Annotated in this window: 22 protein-coding genes; 12 read left to right on the top strand and 10 right to left on the bottom strand. The window is 59.6% G+C overall.

What is annotated here, in order from left to right:
- Positions 1-12: 12 nt before the first annotated feature.
- Positions 13-1,311, bottom strand: coding sequence for an MFS transporter (locus tag J3D60_RS06100; protein WP_253493969.1), 1,299 nt, complete (start codon positions 1,309-1,311; stop codon positions 13-15).
- Between the two features lie 99 nt (positions 1,312-1,410).
- Positions 1,411-2,160, bottom strand: coding sequence for an SDR family NAD(P)-dependent oxidoreductase (locus tag J3D60_RS06095; RefSeq protein ID WP_253490429.1), 750 nt, complete (start codon positions 2,158-2,160; stop codon positions 1,411-1,413).
- Between the two features lie 190 nt (positions 2,161-2,350).
- Here J3D60_RS06095 and J3D60_RS06090 point away from each other — a divergent pair, with 190 nt between their 5' ends.
- Positions 2,351-3,268 carry a LysR substrate-binding domain-containing protein gene (locus J3D60_RS06090; RefSeq protein ID WP_065941613.1) on the top strand — a complete coding sequence of 306 codons (918 nt, stop codon included), beginning with the start codon at positions 2,351-2,353 and terminating at the stop codon, positions 3,266-3,268.
- Between the two features lie 62 nt (positions 3,269-3,330).
- Here J3D60_RS06090 and J3D60_RS06085 read toward each other — a convergent pair whose 3' ends face one another.
- The 4 genes from J3D60_RS06085 to J3D60_RS06070 form a co-directional block, all read right to left on the bottom strand.
- Positions 3,331-3,963: a LysE family translocator gene (locus J3D60_RS06085; protein WP_253490428.1), complete on the bottom strand. Its 633-nt coding sequence runs from the start codon at positions 3,961-3,963 to the stop codon at positions 3,331-3,333.
- A gap of 183 nt (positions 3,964-4,146) precedes the next feature.
- Complete coding sequence (locus tag J3D60_RS06080; protein WP_253490426.1) at positions 4,147-4,455, bottom strand: YciI family protein; 309 nt, start codon at positions 4,453-4,455, stop codon at positions 4,147-4,149.
- Positions 4,456-4,482: 27 nt separating this feature from the next.
- Positions 4,483-5,112 carry an FMN-dependent NADH-azoreductase gene (locus tag J3D60_RS06075; RefSeq protein WP_253490423.1) on the bottom strand — a complete coding sequence of 210 codons (630 nt, stop codon included), beginning with the start codon at positions 5,110-5,112 and terminating at the stop codon, positions 4,483-4,485.
- 58 nt (positions 5,113-5,170) lie between these two features.
- Positions 5,171-5,875, bottom strand: a complete 705-nt coding sequence (locus J3D60_RS06070) for an alpha/beta fold hydrolase (protein ID WP_253490421.1) — start codon at positions 5,873-5,875, stop codon at positions 5,171-5,173.
- A gap of 243 nt (positions 5,876-6,118) precedes the next feature.
- On the opposite strand from J3D60_RS06070, the gene J3D60_RS06065 reads away from it, so the two are divergent.
- Positions 6,119-7,159 (top strand): GlxA family transcriptional regulator, encoded by a 1,041-nt coding sequence (locus tag J3D60_RS06065; protein ID WP_027605729.1) that lies wholly within the window; start codon positions 6,119-6,121, stop codon positions 7,157-7,159.
- Between the two features lie 106 nt (positions 7,160-7,265).
- Here the strand turns inward: J3D60_RS06065 and J3D60_RS06060 are convergent, their stop codons facing one another.
- Positions 7,266-7,907, bottom strand: a complete 642-nt coding sequence (locus J3D60_RS06060) for a TetR/AcrR family transcriptional regulator (RefSeq protein ID WP_253490419.1) — start codon at positions 7,905-7,907, stop codon at positions 7,266-7,268.
- Positions 7,908-8,014: 107 nt separating this feature from the next.
- Here J3D60_RS06060 and J3D60_RS06055 point away from each other — a divergent pair, with 107 nt between their 5' ends.
- The 4 genes from J3D60_RS06055 (at position 8,015) to J3D60_RS06040 (ending at position 12,297) form a co-directional block, all read left to right on the top strand.
- Entirely contained in the window at positions 8,015-8,908 is an 894-nt protein-coding gene (locus J3D60_RS06055; protein WP_253490417.1) for an NAD(P)/FAD-dependent oxidoreductase, read from the top strand.
- 104 nt (positions 8,909-9,012) lie between these two features.
- A complete protein-coding gene (locus J3D60_RS06050; protein ID WP_253490415.1) occupies positions 9,013-9,876 on the top strand; it encodes a class I SAM-dependent methyltransferase in 864 nt (287 codons plus the stop codon).
- Positions 9,877-10,017: 141 nt separating this feature from the next.
- Complete coding sequence (locus tag J3D60_RS06045) at positions 10,018-10,638, top strand: TetR/AcrR family transcriptional regulator (RefSeq protein ID WP_253490413.1); 621 nt, start codon at positions 10,018-10,020, stop codon at positions 10,636-10,638.
- A 387-nt stretch (positions 10,639-11,025) separates the two neighbouring features.
- On the top strand, positions 11,026-12,297 hold the full coding sequence (locus J3D60_RS06040) for an OmpP1/FadL family transporter (protein ID WP_065941771.1): 1,272 nt from the start codon (positions 11,026-11,028) through the stop codon (positions 12,295-12,297).
- 58 nt (positions 12,298-12,355) lie between these two features.
- On the opposite strand, the gene J3D60_RS06035 is transcribed toward J3D60_RS06040, so the two are convergent.
- Together J3D60_RS06035 and J3D60_RS06030 are read right to left on the bottom strand one after the other, a co-directional pair.
- Positions 12,356-13,141: an SDR family oxidoreductase gene (locus J3D60_RS06035; protein WP_253490412.1), complete on the bottom strand. Its 786-nt coding sequence runs from the start codon at positions 13,139-13,141 to the stop codon at positions 12,356-12,358.
- A gap of 39 nt (positions 13,142-13,180) precedes the next feature.
- The gene (locus tag J3D60_RS06030; protein WP_253490411.1) at positions 13,181-14,638 is read right to left on the bottom strand and encodes an efflux transporter outer membrane subunit; all 1,458 of its coding nucleotides are present in this window, start codon (positions 14,636-14,638) and stop codon (positions 13,181-13,183) included.
- A gap of 300 nt (positions 14,639-14,938) precedes the next feature.
- Between J3D60_RS06030 and J3D60_RS06025 the strand changes: the two genes are divergently transcribed.
- The 5 genes from J3D60_RS06025 to J3D60_RS06005 all read left to right on the top strand — a co-directional run bounded on the left by J3D60_RS06025 (position 14,939) and on the right by J3D60_RS06005 (position 21,914).
- On the top strand, positions 14,939-16,048 hold the full coding sequence (locus J3D60_RS06025; RefSeq protein WP_253490410.1) for an efflux RND transporter periplasmic adaptor subunit: 1,110 nt from the start codon (positions 14,939-14,941) through the stop codon (positions 16,046-16,048).
- Entirely contained in the window at positions 16,045-19,134 is a 3,090-nt protein-coding gene (locus J3D60_RS06020) for an efflux RND transporter permease subunit (RefSeq protein WP_253490409.1), read from the top strand. Before J3D60_RS06025 ends, J3D60_RS06020 begins: the two co-directional genes overlap by 4 nt.
- Positions 19,135-19,314: 180 nt before the next feature.
- Positions 19,315-20,217, top strand: coding sequence for a transcriptional regulator GcvA (gene gcvA / locus J3D60_RS06015; protein ID WP_253490408.1), 903 nt, complete (start codon positions 19,315-19,317; stop codon positions 20,215-20,217).
- Positions 20,218-20,295: 78 nt separating this feature from the next.
- Complete coding sequence (locus tag J3D60_RS06010; protein ID WP_253490407.1) at positions 20,296-21,123, top strand: DMT family transporter; 828 nt, start codon at positions 20,296-20,298, stop codon at positions 21,121-21,123.
- 29 nt (positions 21,124-21,152) lie between these two features.
- Positions 21,153-21,914, top strand: a complete 762-nt coding sequence (locus J3D60_RS06005; protein WP_253490406.1) for an SDR family oxidoreductase — start codon at positions 21,153-21,155, stop codon at positions 21,912-21,914.
- An 18-nt stretch (positions 21,915-21,932) separates the two neighbouring features.
- Here the strand turns inward: J3D60_RS06005 and J3D60_RS06000 are convergent, their stop codons facing one another.
- On the bottom strand, positions 21,933-22,901 hold the full coding sequence (locus tag J3D60_RS06000; RefSeq protein ID WP_065941603.1) for an AraC family transcriptional regulator: 969 nt from the start codon (positions 22,899-22,901) through the stop codon (positions 21,933-21,935).
- A 102-nt stretch (positions 22,902-23,003) separates the two neighbouring features.
- Here J3D60_RS06000 and J3D60_RS05995 point away from each other — a divergent pair, with 102 nt between their 5' ends.
- Positions 23,004-24,254, top strand: coding sequence for an MFS transporter (locus J3D60_RS05995; protein ID WP_065941602.1), 1,251 nt, complete (start codon positions 23,004-23,006; stop codon positions 24,252-24,254).
- The last annotated feature ends 43 nt before the right edge of the window (positions 24,255-24,297 follow it).

Below are 24,297 nucleotides of genomic sequence, written 5' to 3'. Positions count from 1 at the left end.
TTCTCCGTTAACTCAACGATTGACCGAAGCAGCAGGAATGCGCAGCACCAGGCAGGCACCGATGCACAGCACACCGGTAATCAGGTACATGCCGATGGCGCTCGAACCGGTCGTGGTGGTGATCCAACCAATCAGGTAGGGCGAGCAGAAACCCGCCAGATTGGCAAAGCTGTTGATTCCAGCGATCCCGGCGGCGGCGGAGACGCCACCGAGCAAGGTGGTCGGCAGCATCCAGAACAGTGACGACGCCGACAGCACGCCTGCTGCTGCAAGGCACAGGCACAACACCGACAGCATCAGGTGGGTGCCGAACACCGCCGCCAACGTGAGGCCCAGCGCACCGGCAAGCATTGGCGCCACCAGATGCCAACGGCGCTCCTGGTGCTTGTCGCCGCTGCGCCCCATCAGCACCATCGCGACAATGGCGCACAGGTAGGGGAGGCTGGTGAGCAAGCCGATGTGCATCGGGTCGGCAACACCGGCATTACGGATAAGGGTCGGCAGCCAGAAGGTGATCGCGTACTGGCCCATGACCACGCAAAAGTAGATGCAGGCGAGAATCCACAGGCGGCGGTCGCGCAGGAAGGCGCCGCCCGATGCATGGGTGACTTTGCGACTGTTGTCCTCGGCCAGTTCTTTGCTGACCAGCGCTTTTTCTTCATCGGTGAGCCAGGTCGCCTGGTGCACGCCGTCCTTGAGGTAAGCCAGCACCATCAGGCCAACGATGACGGTCGGAATGGCTTCGAGCACGAACATCCACTGCCAGCCCGCCCAGCCATGCACGCCGGCGAACTGGGTCATGATGTAGCCCGAGAGCGGCCCGCCGATCATGCCGGAGAGCGGGATGGCGATGAACCACAACACGGTCATTTTGGCGCGGCGGTAGGAGGGGAACCAGTAGGTGAGGTAGAGCAGCAGGCCCGGTGCGAGCCCGGCTTCGGCGATACCGAGCAGGAAGCGCAGCGCATAGAACTGCCAGGCCGTTTCCACGAAGGCGAAGAGGGCGGAGATAATGCCCCACGAAATCATGATCCGCGCGATCCAGCGCCGGGCACCGACTTTGTGGAGGATGAGGTTGCTCGGCACTTCGCAGAGGAAATAGCCAAGAAAGAACATGCCCGCGCCGAGCCCGTATACGGTTTCGCTCAGGGACAGGTCATTCATCATCTGCAGCTTTGCAAACCCGACGTTTACCCGGTCCAGGTAGGCGCACAGGTAGCACAGCATCAGGAAAGGCATCAATCGCCAGGCAGTTTTGCGATACGCGCTTGCGCGCACTGTGGACACAGTGTCGAGCGTCATGGTGGTCATCATGAGGGTCTGATCTCTTGTTTTTATAGAACGCCGGGCTTGAGGCCCGACGTATCTTCGATCCAGAACTTAATGGACAGCGGGTGCTGGCACCTGTGGTCAGTGGATCAACATGCCGCCGTTGACATCCAGGGTGATGCCGGTGAGGTAGGACGACAAGTCGCTGGCGAGAAACAGTGCCGCATTGGCAACATCCTGCGCGGCACCAAGCCGACCCAGGGGGATGCTTTCGATGATTGCGTGGCGGCGCTCATCCTGCATCAGGCCCCCGGTGATGTCGGTATGGATCAGGCCTGGCGCAATGGCGTTGACGCGAATGTTGTCCGCGCCAAATTCGCGGGCCATGGCCTTGCCCAGTCCGAGCACGCCGGCCTTGGCGGCGCTGTAGTGCGGGCCGCCAAAAATGCCGCCGCCGCGCTGGGCCGATACGGATGACATGCAGACGATGCTGCCCGAAGCCTGAGTGCGCATCACCGGAATCACCGCCTGGGACATCAACAGCGTGCCGCGCAGGCTGACATCCAGGACCTTGTCGTAATCGCTCGGGCGAATGTCCAGGGTCTTGATGGGCTGGGTGATGCCGGCATTGTTGACGAGTATGTCGATACGGCCGTAGTGCTCCAGCACCTTGGCGACCGCTGCCTGGACTTGTTGCTCATCGGCCACGTTGGCAGCCAGGCCCAGGTGGCCTTCGCCGAGGGTGGCGGCGGCGTCACGGGCGGCGGACTCGTCGAGATCCAGGATGACAACGCGGGCGCCGTGTTGGGCGAAAGTGAGCGCGGTTGCGCGGCCGATGCCGCGTGCGGATGCGGCGCCAGTAATAATCGCGACTTTGCCTTGAAGAAGCATGAGGGATACCTCTGATTGTTTTTATGGTTCGATTCAGCGATCGATGGCTCAGAGTGGTCCCCGTCGACGGGCCGAGCAATAACGCAAACCTCACTGCTACATGAATAAAATTCAGCACTCGTCAATGCGAACCGCAAATGCTTGAATGGCACGATCCGCCCGCGACCCAAAAACAATAGGCTGACTACCGATGCGCCAGGACGATATCCCCACCTCCAATCTGCCACCGCTGAGAGCCATTCAGGCCTTCGAGCAGACAGCCCGTTTTGGCAACCTGGCAAGGGCCGCCGAAGTGCTCGACCTCACACCGTCAGCGATCAGCCATCAACTGGCCAAGCTGGAGGTGATGATTGGTCGACAGTTGTTTGTGCGGGCAGCGCGTGGGGTGACCCTGACGCCAGTGGGTGAGCAGTACTTGAAGGATATTTCCGGTCTGTTGCAGAGCCTTGAGGTCGCCACCGAGCGCGCCGCGAGTGACGTCAGCCTGGATTGCCTGCGGCTGCATTCGGCCCCCAGCTTTGGCTTGCTCTGGCTGATGCCGCGGTTGGAGTCGTTTCGCGCGAGCAATCCGGACATCCAGATCAATTTGTCGTGTTCCTATGAGTCGCTGCATTTCAGCCAGGACAAGATCGATGTGGATATTCGTCACGGCCGGCCTAATTGGCCCAGCTATGAAGTGCGCACCGTACGCAACGAAAGTTTCGCGGTGCTGGCCTCGCCCAAGCTGATCGCGCGCTGCGCGGTAAAAAACGCCGCAGATCTCCTGGCACAAGAGCTGATCCTTTCCGAAGCAACCTTGCTCAGGTGGCCTGAGTGGTTCGCCCAGCATGGCCTGGCGCGTCCCGAAAAGCCCTACGCCTTGAGTTTCGACCGCTCCTACATGAGTCTGGAAGCCGCGAGCCACGGCCTGGGGTTCGCCCTTGAAAGCACGCTGCTGGCGCAAAAATACCTCGCCAACGGTTCGCTGGTTGAAGTCGCCCCCGAAGCGTTGAGCGCTGCGGTTGCCGCCCACCATTTGGTGTTCCCGAAGGCGCACTCCAGTTTTCCCAGGGTCAGGCGGTTCTTGGGGTGGATGGAGGTGGAGTTAGGGCACAGCTTTGTGTTCTAGCGCTGTGGTTTTCCAAAGGGAATGACCGTTATTTGTCCAACGACTATCCTGGGCAAGACGGTTTAGAAGACGTTAGAGAGTACAAGAAAAACACCAATGGACAGCAGCAACGCCCCTGCGACTCGGTTGATCCACACACCAATGCGTGGATTATTACCTAACTTAAGGCCAATCTGTTGTCCACAGAGCGCAAGGGGCAGCTCTACTAAAATCATGACCACTACCAGGACGACACCGAGATAAAGCATCGAAAGTGCTTTATGACTTGCGTGCTGTGGAATGAATTGCGGCATGAATGAGAGGGTGAACATCATCGCCTTCGGGTTGAGCAAGTTGGTCATTAACCCGCGTCGGTAGACGGGCCAGAAAGTTGCCCTGATTCCGCCCTGGACCTGTATCACCGATTGACCGGAGCGGAGCAGGCCCACACCCAGCCAGGAGAGGTATGCCGCGCCTGCTATTACCAACAGGCCATACAACAGTGGAGACGCAGCGATGAGGGCCGCCACACCCGCTATCGCCAGAAGCACATAACAAAACGCGCCACTCGCCACGCCAAGAATCGCAGCCATACCCCCGCGGGCACCATTACTGATCGAATTAGACAGGATGTAGATCATGTCCGCTCCGGGCGTGATCATTAGAATCGCCACTGACGTAGCAAATAGAACCAAGGTCGTGAAAGAAATATCCATCGGGAGTTCCAGATCAATCAGAGGTGAATGATGAGGAACGTTTCTACATAGCGTATAGAATCGGATTACTCATCGAATCGCGGTGGTGCAGGCAAGCCAAAGATTGCACTGAAGAGTCGACAAAGTTGGTATTTCTGGACCCTTCGTCTAAAGCAGCCTGTTGTTTACAAACTCAGCGGTCATTTATACAGACTGCGCATTCTCGGCCCAGCGTGCCGCGAAATCCGTCGAGCGAATTGCCGGGTCGCACTCAATTATGTCGAGGCTTACAAGCCTTTGGGCAACAAAAGGATCCTCGGCCATTATTTTCTGAATGTCTGACAACTGATGGGCGTGGGCAAGAATGAATCCGCCACTCTTATCCATGAGCGGGCCGGCGAAAAGCACATGTGCCGATCCGATGTATTTGATCAGCCAGCCCTTGTGCGCATCCAGGTGCTCCAGAATCTGTTCGGCAGAACTGGTGTAGGTCAACTTTATGGCGTAAAGCATCCGTTAATCTCCTGGCTTTAATGGTTATTAGTGGGCTGCTGACAAGTGTGCCACTGCCGAGGTAATGGCGTTTTTGGCCAGCGTTACGCCGTTATCGCGAACCTGCTCGCCTTTAGAGGCGCCTTCGGCACGAACGAATTCGATATCGTCAATTCCCAGAAAGCCAAAAAACGCTTTCAGGTAACTTTCCTGAAAGTCCATGTTCTGAAAAGGACCTTCAGCGTAAAAACCTCCGCGCGCCGATGCCACGATGACGCGCTTCCCGCCGCATAAGCCAACAGGGCCGCGTTCGGTATATTTGAACGTGCGCCCCACCTGCGCGACTCTGTCTAACCAAGCCTTCAACTGAGTCGAAACGCTGAAGTTGTACATTGGCGCACCGATTACGAGCACTTCGCTCGCGAGAAACTCGGTCACCAGCGTTTCCGAGAGTTGATGTTCCAATAAAATATCCGCCGAAAAATCACTGTTCCCCGTTTGCCGAAACCCTGCGGCAATTGAGCCACTCAGGTGTCTTACTTCTTGAGCGGCGAGGTCGCGGCGCTGGACGTGGGCATCAGGATTACTGGCTTGAATGTGCGCAACGATGGAGGCGGTAAGATCTCGGGTAATGGAATCGTTGCCCATGATGCTGGAGTCAATATGGAGCACTTTCATTCTTGATTTCCTCGGGAGTGGAAAAGCGTTGTTATCAACGTTGTTTGTGGGCAGAGGCTCATCTTTCCGATTCGCTGGCAGCACGGTCGATGAATTTGGCTACCGCATCGGGCTGAGAAATCAATGACAGGTGGCTGGATCGAATAGACAAGGTCCTGGCGCCAATCTGGCGCGCAATGGTTTGCTGCACCGGGTAGGGAAGTGCCTGGTCATCGATTGTTTGCAAGTACCAACTTGGCTTGTCATGCCAGGCCGCATGCTTGACCTTTGCGGCGAAACAGACGGCGGCAATGGGCTGCTGCACTGATGACAGAAACCGTGCGTTTGACATCGCCAGGTCTGCGCCCATCACGTGATGAAATTGCGCTGGATCATCCAGCCAAAGCAGCCCATCTGCATCCGGGCTGAGGCCTGTCATGGGTGCCCCCAACCGCGCCAACAGATCCGCCGCGGACTCTCCACTATCGGGCACAAGCGCGGATAAATAGACCAGGCCTTTTACATTACTGGCGTTGCCAGCCTGTGTTATCACCGCGCCAGCCCATGAGTGTCCCACCAGCAGTACATCGCCCTTTTGCCTGCGCAGAACGCGCTCCGTGGCGATTACGTCATCACTCAATGAAGTCAATGGATTCTGGACAGCGGTGACGTGATAGCCCATTGCAGTCAATCGCTCCATCACTGCCGACCAACTCGAGCCATCTGCGAAAGCACCGTGTACCAGCACGATATTAGGCACGGGGTGTGCGGTTGTTGCCGCCATGGCGGGGCCTCCAGATATCAGCAGGAACGCTCCCACTGTGAAAGTGAGTCGACCTGACCACCTTAGAAGCGCCCACAAACGTTCTTTTGCGCAGTGAACATTTAGGTGCAGTAGCTTTTTCATGCAGGCCGTCTCTACAGTTTGTGCTGCAAGTCTAGGGAGACTCTGCTAAAACCGTGAGGGCTCGGATCGGCCATATTTCATGCAAAACTCGCCATCTTGATCTTTAAACAGGGAATTACCATGCGCATTGCCATCGTTGCTTTAGAGGGCAGCCTGATGTCTGCGATTACCGGGCTGGCTGATTTGTTCTGGATGACCAATCAGGCGTTGAGGTCTCCACCGGCGGGGCTGCCATCTGCCTTAAAGGCCCACGTCTGCGACGAGTTTGAGACGATCATAGTCAGTGCCGATGGCAACGCAGTGCGAGACCCGCAAGGGCGGGTGATCCCCGTTGATACAACATTTGAAAATGTCGGGCCTTGCGACGCTGTACTTGTTACCGGGATGGCACTCGGGGCTGATCGGCTGCCACCTGGCTCTGAATCCCTCACGCGAGCTGCGCAGTGGATTAAAGCCAATCACCAACAGGGAGCACTGGTGGGTGCGGCGTGTGCGGGCACATTTGTGCTGGGCGAGGCAGGCCTGTTGAACCGTCGGCGCTGTACTACAACGTGGTGGCTCCACCATGTTTTCAAACAGCGATTTCCCAAGGCGCTGGTTGCATGGGGTTCCGCGGTAGAGTCCCAGGATCGCATCGTGACTACCGGCGGGCCTTTGTCGTGGATTGATTTGGCGCTTTATGTGATCCGGAGCCTGGCAGGCGCGGAGGTAGCGAAATTAACGGCTGATATTTCTGTGACCGATAGCTTGCCATTGCCCCAGTCCGTCTACGCGCCCCGAGGATTCATTAACAATGCCGATCCACTGCTGCTGGAAACGGAGCAAATCATTCGACACGGAAATCCTGGCCTGACCGCTGCGGGGCTGGCCAAGGCGTTGAATGTCAGCGAGCGAACTTTACACAGACGCTTCAAGAACCTCACAAATGAATCGCCTAAAGAACTCATCACCCGCGTGAGAATAGAGACGGCCTGTGTACTGCTACAGATACCAGGGGCCAGCGTTAAACAGGTAGCCCTTAATTGTGGCTACAACGAGGACACGTCATTTCGTCGTTCATTTATACAACTGACGGGGATGACTCCCGCGGATTATAAACGTTGGTCGAAAGGGCGCGCCTTGGTCGATATCGAAGCTGAGAGTTCTTCGGTGTTCAGCTAAGCCATGGGGCCATGCGGATGTTTGGCCTGCTGGCGCGAATAGATCAGGTGATAGCTGCCAAGGCCCGGACGACGGCTCAGGCCAAGCTGCCTGGAGCAACGAATGCTTATCCGCCAGCGCGGTCGTTGCCACCATGCGCGGCGATGAACAGGGTGACGGCCGATCGGCAATAGGATTCGATTTCATCCTCTGCTCTCGCCTCATCGAAGCGGGCGATCATCAGGAGATCGGAGCCTTTGAAAAGCGCGGCAAACAAGCGGGCGGACCCCAGAGGATCGGGCACGTTCAGCACCGCCTTTCCGTGCAACTGACGCAGCAGGGCCTCGATCTGGGCGACGACATAGGCGGGGCCGGCTTCGTAATGGAGCTTGCTTAACGACTTTTGATTCGTCTTGTCGACCATGATCATGGCTTCGACACTGCGCACATCCGGGCTCAACAACGTGCGAAGCAGGAATGTTCCCACCGCCATGAGCTGATCTGCCGCCGAACCGTCGACGCCTTCAATAAGGGCCTGTGGTGCAAACTGATGGCAGTGGGCCGCGATGGCCGCGCTGTACAGCGCCTCCTTGTTCTCAAAGTGCCGATAGATGCTGAGCTTGGATATCTTCGCCCGCTGGGCGACCTTGTCCATTGTCGTCGCTTGAAAACCCAATTCCACAAAAAGCTCGCACGCGGCGTCGACTATCGTTTGGCCAAGCGCCTCGTTGGCGGGCCGGCCGCGCCGACCCTGGTTGTGTTCGGTCATAAATATTCCAGTACTTGACAGTATTCTAATTCTTGAATTAGGGTACTTCAAAGTATCTTAAAAATGCAAGCCGATCTCCCTTCATCCACAACGCGGAGCCCATCACCATGAATGACGTCATCATCATCGGCGGCAGCTTTGCCGGTCTTGCTGCAGCCCTGCAGCTCGGTCGTGCCCGGCGCAAGGTCACCGTTCTCGATACCGGCCTCCCACGCAACCGCTTCGCCGGCCACTCCCATGGCCTGCTCGGCCACGATCACAAGCCACCGCTGGAGATCCTGGCCGAGGCGCGGCGGCAGCTGGCGCGCTATCCCACGGTCAGGTTGGTCACTGCCCGTGCCGAGAGCATCTCCGGCGCCATCGACGATTTCTGCGTCCTCACTGGCGATGGCGAAAGCCTCAGGGCGCGCCGCCTGATCCTGAGCTATGGCGTCGTTGACCAGATGCCTGATGTTCCGGGCTATGCCGAAAACTGGGGCACCTCCATCGTGCCTTGCCCCTATTGCGACGGCTTTGAAGTCGCCGGCCAGCATTGGGGCCTCGTCTGGTCCGGCCCGCAATCGATGAATCAGGTCAGGCTGTTCCACGATTGGACCGACACGTTGACGGTCTTCGCCAATGGGCATGACATTCCACCCGACATCCAGGCCGACCTGGCGCGACGTGGCATCTCTGTCGTCAATGGCCGGATCACCGAAATCGACCATGACGAGAACCATAACGCCACCGTCAGGCTCAACGCCGGCCCTCCTGTCGCGGTCGACATTCTGTTCGCGCATCCGCGCAACAAGCCGTCTGCACGCCTGCATGAGTCGCTGGGCCTCGCCACGGTGGATACGCCCCAGGGCGTCGCCCTGAAGGTCGACGAGCGCCGCGAAACCAGCGTGCCCGGCATCTACGCCGCGGGCGACCTGGCAAACCCCCTTATGGCCTCGGTCACCCTGGCAATATCGCACGGCGCGACGGCGGGTATCTCCGCCCAACAGTCGATGCTGGTTTGAGGGCAGTTCGGTTGTCGCAGGCTTCTGGAACACCGGTCTCAGAAGGTCGCCATTCCCGGCTTGTGCACGGCCTGGTTAAAAACGAATCAAAACGAGGAGATGTCATGACAGAGCAAAATGCCTATCAGGTTGCCGACTGGAATGGCCAAAGCGGAGAGTACTGGGCCGCTAACCAGGCCCGGCTCGACGCCATGTTTGCGGTATTCGGCCAGGCCGCGATCGAAGCCGCCGCGCCCGCCACGGGCGAACGCGTGCTTGACATCGGTTGCGGCGCGGGCGCGTCGAGCCTGGCTCTGGCCGCCCGCGTCGGCGCGGGCGGCCATGTGCTGGGCGTGGACATATCCGAACCGCTGATCGGCCGCGCGCGTGCGCTGGCGCCACAGGATACGCCGGCCCGGTTCCGGGTAGCCGATGCCAGCAGCGCCGAGTTGCCCGAGGGCGCGTTTGACCTCCTGTTCTCGCGTTTCGGGGTGATGTTCTTCGACGATCCGATAGGGGCGTTCGCCCATATGCGACGCGCGCTCCGGCCGGGCGGGCGGGTCGCCTTCGTCTGCTGGCGCGGTGTGGCCGAGAATGATTGGGTGCGCCTGCCGATGGGCGCGCTCAAGGGCATCCTCCCGCTGACCGCACGGCCCGATCCCGAAGCGCCCGGCCCATTCTCGTTTGGCGACCGGGAGCGCGTGGCACGCATCCTGACAGCGGCCGGCTTCACCGATATCACCAGCACGCCCTTCGATGCTTCCATCCCGTTCGGCGAGGGCGTGACGCGGGACGCGGCGATCGACGACGCGGTGAAGATGGCATTCGAGGGGGGCCCGCTGGCGCTTGTGCTCGCTGATCAGCCCGACGCCATCCGAGCCCGCGCCTGGGCCGCGGTTCGCGCCGCCTTCGCGGGCCTCCCCGGCGAGCGGTCGGTGATGATCGACGGCGCGACGTGGATCGTCATGGCACGCAATCCGGCAAGCTGACAGGGAGTGACAGGGGAGGTGCTTGGCCTTCCGCGTAGAGACAATTGACCTGAAACCAACCCTGATCATTGCGAGCTTGTGACAAAAGTATAATTTGGTCACTCGTTGTCAAGCGCTTTTCGGATGCGTAAGCTAGCTCGCATGAACAAGACATCCATAGTTTCCCCCAGCATCCGTGGCCCAGCCGATCATGAGATCCGGAATCAGATCGTCGTGGCGGCCAATCAGCACTTCAGTCAATACGGCTATAGCAAAACTACGGTTTCCGACCTGGCGAAAGCGATCGGGTTTTCCAAGGCGTACATCTACAAGTTTTTTGATTCCAAGCAGGCGATTGGTGAGGCTATCTGTGGCAATTGCCTGGCGGAAATCATCGCGGCCGTAGAACAGGCCATTAATGCAGAGGACATCTCGCCGACCGAACGTTTTCGACGTTTGGTGAAAACGTTGATCGCTACCGGGGTGAATTTGTTCTTCAGTGATCGAAAGCTCTATGACATCGCCGCATTTGCAGCGTCTGAGAACTGGCCCTGTGCTCAGCAATATGACGCCTTGGTCAGGGACTTCGTGTTGCAGATTGTGCGTGAAGGCCGAGAGATCGGCGAATTTGAACGCAAAACACCCTTGGACGAAACAGTCGATTCGATCCACCTTGCGCTGCGCCCTTTCGTCAATCCGTTGCTTTTGCAATACAACCTTGACTTCGTCGAGCTGGCTCCGGTCCTCACCTCCAATCTCATTCTGCGTAGCTTGATGCCGTGAGCCTGCGCTAATTATCTCTATCACTTTGCTCTGATATCAACGCTGAGATGATGGTGAACACCGATCCAGGTGGACACCCTTTTCCGGGGCGCGGTATTAACTCGAATCCGGGGCCTGATCCCCACATTCACAGCCATGTATCAAACCTCACCAGGTAACTGAGTGGATTATCCACGCAGCATTTGCCGCCTAGCCACGCATGTTCATTTGTCGAATTGGTGACTATTGACATAAATAGTCACATGAATAAATATGCTGTACCTATCCTGGAGGAATCGCCGCGGCGCGCACGATCTTCGTAACTCTGCGCAGCGGCCCCTCCCGGTAGCCCGCGCTCGGCGTGACGCTCTCTACCGCTTTATCCCGATGATCTATCGAGTCCTAATAATGAAAAAAATACTGCGCAGGACCCCGCTTGGCCTTGCTGTTGCCCTCTCGTCGACACAACTGTTCGCGAGCGGTTTCGCTCTCAATGAACAAAGCATCAGTGGGATGGGCTCCGGATTTGCCGGCCGTTCTTCATCTGCAGAAGATGCGAGTACCGTCTTCGGTAATCCGGCCGGTATGTCTCGCTTGAAAAAAGAGCAGGCCAGCGTCGGGGCGGCAACGCTTTTCGCAAAGGCCCATATAAGCCAGACGCGCAGCACATTCGGGGGGCAGGAGGACGGGGACATGGTGCCGACCACCACAGTGCCCATGGGTTACTACGTCAAACCCATCGATGAGCACTGGGCGTTCGGTGTGGGTTTCTATGTGCCATTTGGGCTAATGACCGATTATGGCAGTGGTTTCGCCGGCCGCTACTACGCCAACAAAAGTGAGGTCACGACCCTTACGTTTCAGCCCACCATCAGCTATGCGTTCAACGACAAGGTCTCGATCGGTTTCGGACCGACCATCAACCGTATCAGTGGTGAGCTTTCCGGGATGGTGCTCAATCCACTCAGCCCGGGCCGCAATGACGGAAAACTCAAAAGCACCGGTGATGACACGGCGCTTGGGTTTAACGCGGGTATTCTAGTGCAAGCGACAGATCGAACTCGGTTGGGTCTGACCTATCACTCCAAGGTCAGCTACCGGCTGGATGCCAAGACCAAGCTCACCGACGGCATCTTCAGTGTGCTGGGTGTAAGCGGTACGAGCTATGACGCTTCCTTGGATGTGGACACCCCGGAATCAGTCGATTTTTCCGTGACTCATCAACTCAACAGTGACTGGACGCTCTACCTGGGCAGTACGTGGACGCGCTGGAGTCGCTTCAAGGAATTGGTGTTCGAAAACAGTGGTTTGCCTGCGGCGTTGAGCGGAACGCTGAGTCGTATTACCGAGGAGCAGAACTGGCACGACACGTGGGCGCACGCTATCGGCACGGCGTATAAGCTGAACAATCAGTGGGTTCTTCGCGCAGGCTTCTCGGTTGACCAGTCCCCCGCCAACAACGTCAACCGTGGGCCGCGAATCCCGACCGGTGACCGGAAAGTCATCAGTGTCGGGGCAGGGTGGACGCCGGCAGAGAATGTCACGATCGATGTGGCGTATTCCTACCTATGGGAGGAAAGCGTGCAGGTCAATGACGTATCCGCCTCAAGAGGCGCCTACAGCTCGAAGTATAAAAATAGCGCGAGCGGTTTGGGCACTTCTGTCAGCTATCGATTCTGACTCACTGCGTGGCCTGAGAGCGGATACCTAGTGGATCAGGTATCCGTGCCTGGCCCGCTCAAACACCCATTACGCGCGACATCAGGCCCTGGTGAAGTCGACGGGGTGTGGCCCAGGTCAAGACCGCAATAGCCTTGTTGCCAAAGCCCGGCACGACGCTCATGCGGCCTGCGTGCAACGCTTGTATCCCTGCACGCACTACAGGCTCGGGTTGCATCATGACCCTCTTCAAGACCGGTGTTATCTTTTGTTTGGCACTTGCTGCAAACCCGGTATCCGACATGCCTGGACAAAGCGCTGTGACCACCACACCGTCTTGTTTGAGCTCACGATGCAGGGCGTCGGAGAATCTGAGTACGTAAGCCTTGGCGGCAGAGTAAACCGCAAAGTTCTTCACGCCCTGGTAGGACAGCAGGCTGGCCGTCATCAAGATATGCCCCCTGCGCCTGGCCCGCATATCCTCTGCAAACAGACGAGTGATGGCGGTCAGGCTGGCGACGTCCAGGTCGATCATCGCCAGGGAGCTTTCCAGGGGCTCATCCAGGAATGCTCCCTGCAAGCCGTAACCCGCATTGTTGATCAGGACATCGACCACCGTATTGCTGTCATGCAGGCGCCGATGCAGATCGATAATCACATTTATCGATGAAAGATCCGCTTGCTGCACCATCACGTCGACGTCGAAACGACTACGCAATTCGTCCGCGAGTGCTTCAAGCTCGTTCAGCCTGCGGGCCACCAGAATCAGCGATTTCCCTTTTGCGGCGTACTGTCGGGCAAATTCCTTGCCGAATCCGCTGGACGCTCCAGTAATGAGCACCCATGAATTTTCTCTCACTGTCATCTTGCATACCCCTTGTTTGAATCTCGAAAACCACCCGTGTCATCGGCTCGTCAGTCGGCTATCCGAGGGCTGCCAGCCGCCGCCCAGCGCCTTGAACGCGGCGACTGCCGCGCGTGCCGATTCGGTTTGTGCCTGCGCCCGAGCGTCGGAAGCCTGAAGCAGGGTCTCGTCAGCGTGCAGGACGTCAATCAAGCTGGCCGTGCCTTTCTCATAAGCAGTGAACGACGATTGGCGCGCTTGCGTCAGAGACGTCTCACCTCCAATGAGGGTGGTTGCTTGGGTGTCCCGATTCACCAGTGAGGAGAGCGCGTTCTCGACATCCTCGGTGGCGCGCAACACAGACTGACGGTAAGCGGCCAGGGATTCGGCTTCCTGTCCCTTGGCTTGGTCGATTTGGGCGTTGATGCGGCCAAAGTCGAAGAGTCTCCAGCGCAGCCCCAGTACGCCCGACGATTGACTGGCGCCGCCGGAAAAAAGATTGCCTGCCGATACAGCTGTCGCACTCCCCAGTAATGCGCTCAGAGAGAACTTAGGGTAGTACTCGGCAATCGCCTCCCCGATGCGTGCGTTTGAGGCGGCAAGGCGGCGCTCGGCGACAATGAGGTCAGGTCTGCGGCGCAGTAAGTCGGCTGGCGTTCCCATGGCCTTTAACTGCGGCGCTGCCGGAATGCTTGCGACCATGGCAAGTTGCGTGCGATGAGTACCGGGTGGCGTGCCGAGCATGACATCGAGTGAATTCATGGCCGCATCCAGACCGGTCTGCAGGACCGGTACGGTGGCTTGGACCTGTGCTAAAGCCCCCTCGGTCTGACGAACCTCATGGCTGGCGGCAAGTCCCTTGCTGTAGAGCAATTGGACTTTCTCCAGCAGCCCCTGCTGGGTTTTGACTTGTCGATTCGCGATGTCCAGCCGAGCCTGCAATCCGCGGACAGTGATGTAGATATCCGCCGTCTGTGCGGCAATGGCCAGTCGTGTGGCCGCGGCGCCTGCCTCGGACGCTTGGTACTCGGCCAATGCAGCCTCGCGTCCGCGTCGCAGGCCGCCAAAGACATCCACTTCCCAGCTGGCATTGAGGTCGGCCTCGTAGGAACTGCCATAGCGATCATAGCCGGGGGTTGAGTTCAGTACCTGGCCGAGTGGCGTCTCGACTGATTGGTAGGCGCGGGCGGCCTGGCCGCTGATGTTTCCCGAGGGCCATAAAGCGGCATTGGCGGCGCCTAGTCCTGCCCGCGCCTGCGCGACTCGCGCCTGTGCCTGCGCCAGATCGAGGTTCTGTTCAAGTGCCTTGGCGACGAAGTCGGCGAGCAGTGGATCACCGAAGCCTTCCCACCAGATGACGAGGCTGGCAGGCGTCGCTCCTGGTCTCTGCTCGACAGAAGACTGGCCCAGGTAACGGTCCGGGAGCGGGGCGTCCGGACGGCGATAGTCCGGACCGACCGCACAACCTGTCATCAAGCTGGCGCTGATCAAAAAAGCAGCAGGGCGGAAGGAGCGCATTGAGATTCCTTGAATCGAACATTGTTGGTGACCATATTACTTTATGGTCACTCTCTGTCAATTGAGGCCTCTAGGCTAAATTCAGATATGACTGAAAAATATCGTTCATTTCCGTCATGTGCTGCTTTGGAGTATGCGGTCCTGCATCAACCCAGTCTTGTTGCAACCAGGTTTTGAGCGGTCACGTAGCGGGGTAGTGCATCTTTCTGTGTCGTTTGAAATCTCGTTTGTGACCGTTGACAATAATGGTCACCGGTCTGAATATATGATCCCTGTTCTTTCTATTCAATAAGGGAACCTATGCTCCGGCTCCGACCCATCCCCATTGCAGCCTGCTTGTTGCCTCTCGTCCTGACGGCGTGTGGTGACTCATCCAACATTGACGATCCGCGCACGCAGGCTCCTCTGGTAAGGCCCGGAACGGTTGAGGGCTCATCGGAGACGTCACGTTCATTCACGGGGGTAGTGGCGGCCCGCGTGCAGGGCGATCTCGGCTTTCGGGTCTCCGGCAAGATCCTCGAGCGGCTGGTCGATACCGGCCAGAGCGTTAAACGCGGTCAGCCGCTTATGCGCCTTGACCCTATCGACCTGGGGTTGCAGGCGCGAGCACAGCAAGAGTCGGTCACCGCCGCCAGGGCCCGCGCCAGGCAGACCGCCGATGACGAGGCGCGATATCGCGACCTCGTCGCCGCAGGAGCTGTTTCTGCATCGGCCTACGACCAGGTCAAGGCCGCAGCGGATAGCGCAAAGGCGCAGCTCAGCGCCGCACAAGCCCAGGCCGATGTCGCCCGCAATGCTTCCGGTTACGCGGTGTTATTTGCGGATTCCGACGGTGTCGTGGTGGAAACACTCGCAGAGCCCGGGCAAGTCGTCAGCCCGGGGCAGCCCGTGGTTCGACTGGCCCGTGCAGGCCAGCGCGAAGCCATCGTGCATCTGCCCGAGACGTTGCGTCCTGCAGCCGGATCCACCGCGCAAGCGACGCTTTACGGCAGTACCGCAGGGGCTGTTACAGCGAAGCTCAGGCTGCTTTCTGACTCTGCCGACCCAGTGACGCGCACGTTTGAGGCGCGGTATGTGCTTGAGGGCGCGCTGGCCAATGCCCCGATAGGTTCGACGGTCACGTTGCGGATCGCAGAAGGCGCCGCGCACGGGCAGGCGCTGCAAGTCCCCATCGCAGCCCTTTATGACCCAGGCAATGGCACCGGTGTGTGGGTGATCGCAGGCTCGCCGGCAAAGGTGACCTGGCGTCCTGTTCAGGTGCTGGGATTGAGCGACGATGCCGCGCGCGTGGCAGGCGATCTCAAGGTCGGTGAGCAGATCGTCGCGTTAGGCGCCCATCTGCTGCGCGATGGAGAGGACGTGAGAGTGCCCCAGCAGGATGACGCCCATGTTGCCGGGAGTCATCCATGAGCGAAGGCCGCTTTAATATTTCGGCGATCGCCGTTCGTGAGCGATCCATTACCGTATTCCTGATCTTTCTGATCGCGGTTGCGGGCACCCTGGCGTTCTTCCAACTGGGGCGTGCGGAGGATCCACCGTTTACGGTCAAGCAGTTGACGGTCATTACTGCCTGGCCGGGGGCTACTGCGCAGGAAATGCAGGACCAGGTCGCAGAGCCACTTGAAAAACGCCTGCAGGAATTGAAATGGTACGACCGCTCGGAAACCTATACGCGGCCCGGTCTTGCTTTCACCATGGTGTCGTTGTTGGACCGCACGCCACCCTCACAGGTGCAGGAAGAGTTTTATCAGGCACGCAAAAAGCTCGACGACGAAGCCACCAAGCTACCGGCGGGGGTAATCGGGCCCTTGGTCAACGACGAGTATTCGGACGTGACGTTTGCGCTGTTCGCCCTCAAAGCCAAAGGCGAGCCGCAGCGGCTGCTGGTGCGTGATGCTGAGTCGTTGCGCCAGCAACTGCTGCATGTGCCGGGCGTGAAGAAGGTCAACATCATCGGCGAGCAGGCCGAGCGCATATTTGTTTCGTTCTCCCATGATCGGTTGGCCACCCTGGGCATTGCGCCTCAGGACATCTTTGCCGCGCTGAATAACCAAAACGTGCTCACGCCCGCCGGTTCGATTGAAACAAATGGGCCGCAAGTCTTCCTCCGCCTGGACGGCGCCTTCGATAAGCTGGAGAAGATTCGTGACACGCCGATTGTGGTTCAGGGGCGCACGCTCAAGCTCTCCGACGTGGCCACTGTCGAACGTGGCTATGAAGACCCGGCAACCTTTCTGGTGCGCAGTAACGGAGAAGAGACCCTGCTGCTGGGGGTCATCATGCGCGAAGGCTGGAACGGCCTGGACCTGGGCAAGGCGCTGGACGCCGAGACGACCAAGATCAATGAAGGCATGCCACTGGGCATGACGCTGACCAAGGTGACCGATCAAGCCGTCAACATCGACTCGGCCGTTGGCGAGTTCATGGTCAAGTTTTTTGTCGCGCTGCTCGTGGTGATGCTTGTTTGCTTCCTCAGCATGGGCTGGCGTGTAGGCGTCGTGGTCGCAGCTGCCGTGCCATTGACACTGGCGATCGTGTTTGTGGTGATGGCGGCCACCGGAAAGAACTTTGACCGTATTACCCTCGGTTCATTGATCCTGGCGCTCGGGTTGCTGGTAGATGACGCCATCATCGCGATCGAAATGATGGTAGTGAAAATGGAGGAGGGCTACGACCGCATCAAAGCCTCCGCGTATGCCTGGAGTCATACGGCCGCGCCGATGCTTTCTGGCACACTGGTAACGGCGGTTGGCTTCATGCCCAACGGTTTCGCCCAGTCCACTGCTGGCGAGTACACCAGCAACATGTTCTGGATCGTGGGCATTGCTCTGATCGCTTCCTGGGTTGTCGCAGTGGCTTTCACCCCTTACCTGGGCGTGAAGTTGCTGCCAGACATCAAGCAGGTAGAGGGTGGGCATGCGGCTATCTACGATACCCCGCGCTACAACCGCTTCCGCCGGGTCCTGACCCGGGTCATCGAACTCAAGTGGCTGGTGGCTGGTACGGTTATCACGCTGTTTGTCGTGGCCGTCCTGGGCATGGGCCTGGTGAAGAAGCAGTTCTTCCCGACGTCAGACCGTCCCGAGGTGATGGTCGAGGTGCAGATGCCCTACGGAACCTCCATCGAGCAGACCAGTGCCACTGCGAAAAAGGTCGAGGCCTGGCTGCAAAAGCAGGAAGAGGCAAAAATCGTCACGGCCTATATCGGGCAGGGCGCGCCGCGTTTCTTCCTGGCGATGGCGCCAGAACTGCCGGATCCGTCATTCGCCAAGATCGTGGTGCTGACGTCCAGCCAGGAGGCACGGGAAACCCTCAAGCTGCGTTTTCGCGAGGCGGTCGCTGCCGGGCTCGCCCCAGAGGCCCGTGTCAGGGCGACTCAAATTGTGTTTGGTCCGTATTCACCCTATCCCGTCGCCTACAGGGTAATGGGGCCTGACCCGACGAAGCTGCGTGAGATTGCGGGCCGTGTACAAGCGGTCATGCACGCGAGTCCGTTGATGAGGACGGTCAACAGCGACTGGGGCCCGCTGGCGCCGACCCTGCATTTCAGCCTGGATCAGGATCGCTTGCAGGCGGTTGGACTGACCTCCAGCGCCGTCGCCCAGCAGTTGCAATTCCTGCTGGCGGGCGTGCCGATCACGTCGGTTCGTGAAGACATTCGTTCAGTGCAGGTGGTTGGGCGCGCTGCAGGCGATATACGTCTGGACCCTGCGCGGATTGAAGGGTTTACATTGGTGGGCGCCGTAGGCCAGCGGATCCCTCTGTCCCAGGTCGGAGAGGTGGATGTGCGTATGGAGGATCCGATCCTCAGGCGCCGTGACCGTACACCGACGATCACCGTGCGTGGCGATATTGACGAAGGCCTTCAACCACCTGATGTATCGGGTGTGATCATCAAGCAACTGCAGCCGATTATCGCCACGCTCCCCGCCGGCTATCGGATCGAGCAAGCGGGTGCAATCGAGGAGTCGGGCAAGGCAGGCCAGGCGATAGTGCCGCTGGTTCCGATCATGATTGCGCTGACGCTGCTGATCATCATCGTCCAGGTGCGTTCGATCTCGGCAATGATCATGGTGTTTTTCACCGCACCGCTGGGTCTTATTGGCGTGGTGCCGACGCTGCTGATGTTTCATCAACCGTTTGGTATCAACGCCCTGGTTGGGCTGATCGCGCTGTCGGGCATCCTGATGCGCAACACGCTGATTCTGATCGGGCAGATCCATCACAACGCCCAGGAAGGCCTGGATCCTTTTCACGCCGTCATCGAAGCCACGGTACAGAGGGCCCGCCCGGTACTGCTGACGGCGATGGCGGCCATCCTGGCATTCATCCCGCTGACCCATTCTGTTTTTTGGGGCACGCTGGCCTACACACTGATCGGCGGTACTTTGGTCGGCACCATCATGACGTTGGTGTTCCTGCCGGCGATGTACGCCATCTGGTTCAAAATCCGCCCTGGCAACGCGAGCAAGGCTCAAGCAGTGCAACCTGCCTGAGCAAGGGGTGTTCGAGGGGAGGGCGCCCGCGTCCTCTCGTCTATCAAGTCGCCAAAGCTGCTGCTTCTGTAGGCGCGGACTGAACAAGGACGAGGTTCAAATGGTTACAGTGAAGTAAGCTGCTGCATGAGCTAACGTTCATGCATGCGCTTTTCCTATAACTCGCTGGATCCTGCCCCGATGAGAGACCTGCCGCCTACCGCGACCTTGCGCGCCTTTGAAGTTGCCACCCGCCACCCGACGTTTACTGCAGCCGCACAGGAACTGCATGTGACTCAAAGCGCGGTCAGCCACCAGCTCAAACACCTTGAGGCGCTTTGGGGGCTGCCGCTGTTTGAACGTGGCAAGGCGTTACGCCTCACGGCAGCGGGGGCTGCGCTGGCGCCCATCGTGCGGGAGTTTTTCATCAGCCTGGAGGCGACTTTGGGTGATCTGCGCGAGCAAAAGGGCCGGGTTCGGCTCAGCGTCAGCACCACCTATTCCTTCGCGCTCAAATGGCTGCTGCCACGCTTGCCGCGCCTGTCTCGCCAGCATCCCGAGCTGCTGGTCTCGCTGGACACCACGGATAAAATCATCCACTTCTCTCACGGTCAGGCTGATGTTGCGATCAGGCTCGGCAAGGGCAATTACCCAGGCCTGCATTCGGAGTTCCTGTTTGGGGAGCAGGTATTTCCCGTGGCCAGTCCTGAACTGCTGCGGCGCGTTGGCACACCGCAAAGCCCGGCAGACTTGTTGCATTTCCCGCTCCTGACTCGGGATGGCGCCGAGTTGGTGCCAAAGTGGGAGGTGTGGTTTCAAGCCGTGGGGTTGGCCTATTTGCCGCTCCAGGAAAGCGTCAGGTTTGGCGATACCAACATGACGGTCGAGGCGGCTTTGCTCGGCCAGGGCGTTGCATTGGTGCGCAGCGGGCATGTCGAGAACGAAATCAGCGATGGCCGTTTGGTGCGGCTGTTTGATGTGCCGCTTCCATCGCCGCTCGCTTACTACTTCGTCTGCCCCAAGGGCATCGAATCCCAGCCGCACATCGCCAGCTTTCGCCAATGGCTGGTCAGCGAGGCTCTGAAGGTCCAAACGACCGGATGAGTGAGTCATGAGTATCCGTTCATGATGCGCTGAGGAGACTTCGCTTTAGCCCCGGCGCCGGATTGCCTACAGTGGGGCATGCCTACTCATCTCATCCTCCTCGTGCTTTTCGCCGCGCTGCTGCATGCCAGCTGGAATGCGCTGCTGCGTAGCGGCGCCGACCGGCTGTGGTCCATGACGGTGATGTGCATTGCCATCGCCATCGCCAGTGTCGTCGCCGCAGCGTTCATGGTGTCCCCTGCGTTTGAAAGCTGGGGCTACGCGGTGCTGTCGGGGTTGCTGCATGTGGGCTACAACCTGTTTCTGGTGCGCAGTTACCGCGTCGGCGACCTGGGGCAGATCTATCCGATTTCACGTGGCTCGTCGCCGGTGCTGATCACCTTGGGCGCAGCCGTGTTTGCCGGGGAAAGCATCACGCCTGGCGAGTTACTCGGTATTGCGCTGGTGTCCGGCGGGATTATTTCGCTGGCCTTCAGAGGGCGCAGTCTGTCGGTTCCCAGCCTGCCCTATGCGCTGGGAACGGGCGGATTTATCGCGGCCTACAGCGTGGTCGACGGCATCGGCGCCAGGCTCTCCGGTGCGCCGCTTGCCTACACGGTGTGGATGTGCGCGCTGTGGGGCGTGCTGATGCCGATGGTCTACATCGGCCTGCGCGACACCCGCAGCTTGTTCCGCATCCGGCCTGGAACAGTGACCGCGTTGGTCGGCGGGCTGGTCTCTTTACTCGCCTATGGAATGGTCATTTACGCCATGAACGAAGCGCCACTGGGCGCGGTATCGGCATTGCGCGAAACCAGCGTGCTGTTTGCGGCGTTGATCGGCTATGTGTTTCTCGGCGAAACACTCACCCCCCGCCGGATACTGGCGTGCGTAGTGATCGCCAGCGGCACCCTCATCATCGGCTGATACAGCCAACGGCTCAGGAGCAATGTTTAATGGTCAATGTCTCGCAGGCACCGCTGATTCTAATCACGGGTGGAAGTCGTGGAGTGGGGGCGGCAACCGCCCGGCTGGCCGCCGAAAGAGGTTATGACGTTGCGATCAGCTACGTTGCCAACCAGTCCGCAGCGCTGGCGGTAGTTGCGGATGTAGAAGCATTGGGGCGCCGGGCATTGGCGATGCGGGCCGACAGTGCGGACCCGCAACAGGTGGCCGATGTGTTCGCGGCCATCGACCGCACGTTCGGTCGCATCGACGTACTGGTCAATAACGCCGGGATGCTCGCACCTCAGTCACGCCTGGAGGCCCTCGGCTTCGAGCGGATGCAGCGCATCTTTGCGGTCAATGCCATTGGGCCAATACTCTGTGCCCAGCAGGCGGTGAAGCGCATGTCTTACCGCTACAACGGCCCGGGCGGGGTGGTGATCAATGTCTCATCGGCCTCGGCACGCCTTGGCAGCCCCAATGAGTACGTCGACTATGCGGCGTCAAAGGGCGCGCTGGAGACTTTCACCATCGGGTTTGCCAAGGAGGTGGCTCGGGAAGGGATACGGGTCAACTGTATTCGCCCCGGACATATCTATACCGACATGCACGCCAGCGGCGGTGAGCCGGGGCGGGTGGATCGTGTCAAGGACTCGATCCCCATGGGGCGGGGCGGTCAGCCGGAGGAAGTGGCGCGCGCGATTCTATGGCTGGCGAGCGCGGAGGCATCCTTCGTTACCGGTACATTCCTCGACGTAACGGGGGGTAGATGAGTCAAAGGCTCATCGGCTTCAAGTAACAGCGTGCGGCCTCACCTTGCGACTCAAACCCGGTGTCTTGCCCGTAATGCGCTTGAATGCGCGGCTGAAAGCGGCCTGGGAGGTATAGCCCAAGCGCTGCGCCACCTCTTCAATCGGCAGCCTTTCGAGCGTCAGCCACTGGCTTGCCAGCCGCATTCGCAGTTCGGTGACGTAGCGCAGCGGGGTCATGCCAATCGTCACTTGAAAGCGGTCTGCGAAGGCCGAGCGCGAGGTGTTGCAGTGCTCGGCCAGCTGCGCAACAGTCCAGTCGCGGCCCGGTTGTTGATGGAGCGCCAGCAGGGCACCGGCCAAGCGTGGATCGCGCAAGGCGGCGACCAGGCCAGAGGCATTCCCGCAGGCGCACTCCACCCAGCCGCGAACGACCATGGCGGCCACCACGTCAGCCAACCGCGCGAGGATACCGGCAAAGCCGATACGCGCGGCGCTGACCTCGCGCTCCATGGTGGTCAGGATCGGCACCAGTCCGGGGTAACGCTGGCCGCCGGCATCAATCAGCATCAGTCCCGGCATCAGCCGGCCAAGGCCATGGATACTGCCCAGTTCAAACTCCATGCAACCACTGAACAAAATAGTGCTCGGCGTGGGGCTGGCATCGGTTCCGGTATTAACCGCGCTGACGGTGTCACCTAAGGGCGCGCCGTCCAGGCGGTCGATGTCTTGAACAGGCGCGTCCGGATCGGAAAACAGTTGGTGGGCCGCACCGTGGGAAATGAACACGGCGTTGCCGGCAGATAGCGCGTAGGTGCTGCCGTCCTCCATTCGCAGCACGGCATTGCCGACGGCCATGAAGTGGAACCAGGCGTGCCCAGGTTTTTCCGCGAAGCCCAAACCAAAGGTTGGACCTGCCTGGATACGCCGGTATTCGACGCCACGCAGGCGCATGCCGCGCAACAGCTCGTTGATGAGGTCCGAGGAAAGAGCAAACTGATCTGTTGGCATTATTCAGGTGTTTTAGTCAAAAAGGAGAGATTTTCGATCATAGATCATCCAGCTTCCCGCGCCTAGACTTCGGCTCGCCATGAAGATTGGGAGATCCGTGCAATGACTGACTGTGTATGTAACACCGTATCCGACCGCCATTGCGGCGTCGGTGCGGACGTAGAGCCTGCGACGCCCGCGTGGATGGCCGTCTTCTCGCTGGCAATGGGTGTGTTCGGATTACTGACCGCTGAGTACCTTCCGGCCAGTTTGTTGACGCTGATGTCTGCCGACCTGGGGGTGTCCGAAGCGCTGGCTGGCCAGGCGGTAACGGTGACCGCCGTGGTGGCGCTGTTCGCCGGCTTGCTGGTGCCCGGCCTGACCCGCGGCATCGACCGACGTTGGGTGCTGCTGGGTTTTTCCACGTTGATGGTCGCCTCCAATCTGTTGGTCGCCGTTTCCTCCAGCTTCGCGGTGCTGTTGGTGATGCGCATCTTGCTGGGCATTGCCCTTGGCGGGTTCTGGAGTATGGCGGCGGCGGTGGCGATGCGCTTGGTGCCGAGTGCGTTGTTGCCCCGGGCGCTGTCGATCATTTTCAGTGGCATTGCCGTCGGGACGGTCGTTGCAGTACCGCTGGGCAGCTATCTGGGCGGGCTGTACGGCTGGCGCAGCGCGTTCTTTGCCGCGGCGGCGGTAGGCATGGTGACCCTGGCTTTCCAGTCGTTCACGCTGCCGCGCCTGGCGCCGCGCCGGCCGGCACGTCTGCGCACTGTGCTCGAGGTGTTGCAGCGCCCGGGCATCGCCATGGGGATGTTCGGTTGTGTGCTGGTGCACAGCGGCCACTTTGCGATGTTCACTTATGTTCGGCCATTCCTTGAAGGGACGACTGGCATCGGCCCGCAGGGGCTGTCGTTGATGTTGTTGGGTTTTGGCGTGGCGAACTTCGCCGGCACGCTGTTGGCCGGCAGGCTACTGGAGCGTCACCCGCTGGCCACGCTGGTGTTGATGCCGGCGCTGGTCGGCGTTGCAGCCCTGGCGCTGGTGCTGTTGCCGGCCTCGGTGCCGGGGCAGGCGCTACTGCTGGCGGTCTGGGGCTTGGCCTTTGGTGGTGTGCCGGTGGCGTGGTCGAACTGGGTCGCCAGCGCGGTACCTGACCAGGCGGAAAGTGCCGGAGGGATGGTAGTGGCCTCTGTGCAGTCGGCCATCGCCACGGGCGCCGCTGCTGGCGGTGCAGTGTTCAGCTTCGGTGGCAGCGCAGGCGTATTCGTAGCGGCGGCCATGCTGATGCTGCTGGCCGCGTTGCTGATTGCGCTGCGTGTCCGCGTGCCATCTGCCCAGGGCGTACGCCAGCCCAAGCCCGCGTTGCACCTTTGATCCGGTTTGCCAAAACCGCTTCGATCCCGTTCGTCACCAGGAG

Source organism: Pseudomonas sp. S3E17 (assembly GCF_024168685.1).
In the GTDB taxonomy this organism is placed as follows: Bacteria; Pseudomonadota; Gammaproteobacteria; order Pseudomonadales; family Pseudomonadaceae; genus Aquipseudomonas; species Aquipseudomonas marginalis.
The sequence above is the reverse complement of the archived record's forward strand: the minus strand, read 5'-3'. Positions and strand labels throughout refer to the sequence as shown.

What these genes read in the sequence shown, in the direction of transcription:
- J3D60_RS06030 (WP_253490411.1), bottom strand. Translation starts at nt 14,638, where the DNA reads ATGCGCTCCTTCCGCCCTGCTGCTTTTTTGATCAGCGCCAGCTTGATG.
- J3D60_RS06050 (WP_253490415.1), top strand. Translation starts at nt 9,013, where the DNA reads ATGACAGAGCAAAATGCCTATCAGGTTGCCGACTGGAATGGCCAAAGC.
- J3D60_RS06035 (WP_253490412.1), bottom strand. Translation starts at nt 13,141, where the DNA reads ATGACAGTGAGAGAAAATTCATGGGTGCTCATTACTGGAGCGTCCAGC.
- J3D60_RS06095 (WP_253490429.1), bottom strand. Translation starts at nt 2,160, where the DNA reads ATGCTTCTTCAAGGCAAAGTCGCGATTATTACTGGCGCCGCATCCGCA.
- J3D60_RS06055 (WP_253490417.1), top strand. Translation starts at nt 8,015, where the DNA reads ATGAATGACGTCATCATCATCGGCGGCAGCTTTGCCGGTCTTGCTGCA.
- gcvA (WP_253490408.1), top strand. Translation starts at nt 19,315, where the DNA reads ATGAGAGACCTGCCGCCTACCGCGACCTTGCGCGCCTTTGAAGTTGCC.
- J3D60_RS06080 (WP_253490426.1), bottom strand. Translation starts at nt 4,455, where the DNA reads ATGCTTTACGCCATAAAGTTGACCTACACCAGTTCTGCCGAACAGATT.
- J3D60_RS06000 (WP_065941603.1), bottom strand. Translation starts at nt 22,901, where the DNA reads ATGCCAACAGATCAGTTTGCTCTTTCCTCGGACCTCATCAACGAGCTG.
- J3D60_RS05995 (WP_065941602.1), top strand. Translation starts at nt 23,004, where the DNA reads ATGACTGACTGTGTATGTAACACCGTATCCGACCGCCATTGCGGCGTC.
- J3D60_RS06060 (WP_253490419.1), bottom strand. Translation starts at nt 7,907, where the DNA reads ATGACCGAACACAACCAGGGTCGGCGCGGCCGGCCCGCCAACGAGGCG.
- J3D60_RS06100 (WP_253493969.1), bottom strand. Translation starts at nt 1,311, where the DNA reads ATGACCACCATGACGCTCGACACTGTGTCCACAGTGCGCGCAAGCGCG.
- J3D60_RS06070 (WP_253490421.1), bottom strand. Translation starts at nt 5,875, where the DNA reads ATGGCGGCAACAACCGCACACCCCGTGCCTAATATCGTGCTGGTACAC.
- J3D60_RS06005 (WP_253490406.1), top strand. Translation starts at nt 21,153, where the DNA reads ATGGTCAATGTCTCGCAGGCACCGCTGATTCTAATCACGGGTGGAAGT.
- J3D60_RS06040 (WP_065941771.1), top strand. Translation starts at nt 11,026, where the DNA reads ATGAAAAAAATACTGCGCAGGACCCCGCTTGGCCTTGCTGTTGCCCTC.
- J3D60_RS06045 (WP_253490413.1), top strand. Translation starts at nt 10,018, where the DNA reads ATGAACAAGACATCCATAGTTTCCCCCAGCATCCGTGGCCCAGCCGAT.
- J3D60_RS06085 (WP_253490428.1), bottom strand. Translation starts at nt 3,963, where the DNA reads ATGGATATTTCTTTCACGACCTTGGTTCTATTTGCTACGTCAGTGGCG.
- J3D60_RS06075 (WP_253490423.1), bottom strand. Translation starts at nt 5,112, where the DNA reads ATGAAAGTGCTCCATATTGACTCCAGCATCATGGGCAACGATTCCATT.
- J3D60_RS06065 (WP_027605729.1), top strand. Translation starts at nt 6,119, where the DNA reads ATGCGCATTGCCATCGTTGCTTTAGAGGGCAGCCTGATGTCTGCGATT.
- J3D60_RS06025 (WP_253490410.1), top strand. Translation starts at nt 14,939, where the DNA reads ATGCTCCGGCTCCGACCCATCCCCATTGCAGCCTGCTTGTTGCCTCTC.
- J3D60_RS06020 (WP_253490409.1), top strand. Translation starts at nt 16,045, where the DNA reads ATGAGCGAAGGCCGCTTTAATATTTCGGCGATCGCCGTTCGTGAGCGA.
- J3D60_RS06010 (WP_253490407.1), top strand. Translation starts at nt 20,296, where the DNA reads ATGCCTACTCATCTCATCCTCCTCGTGCTTTTCGCCGCGCTGCTGCAT.
- J3D60_RS06090 (WP_065941613.1), top strand. Translation starts at nt 2,351, where the DNA reads ATGCGCCAGGACGATATCCCCACCTCCAATCTGCCACCGCTGAGAGCC.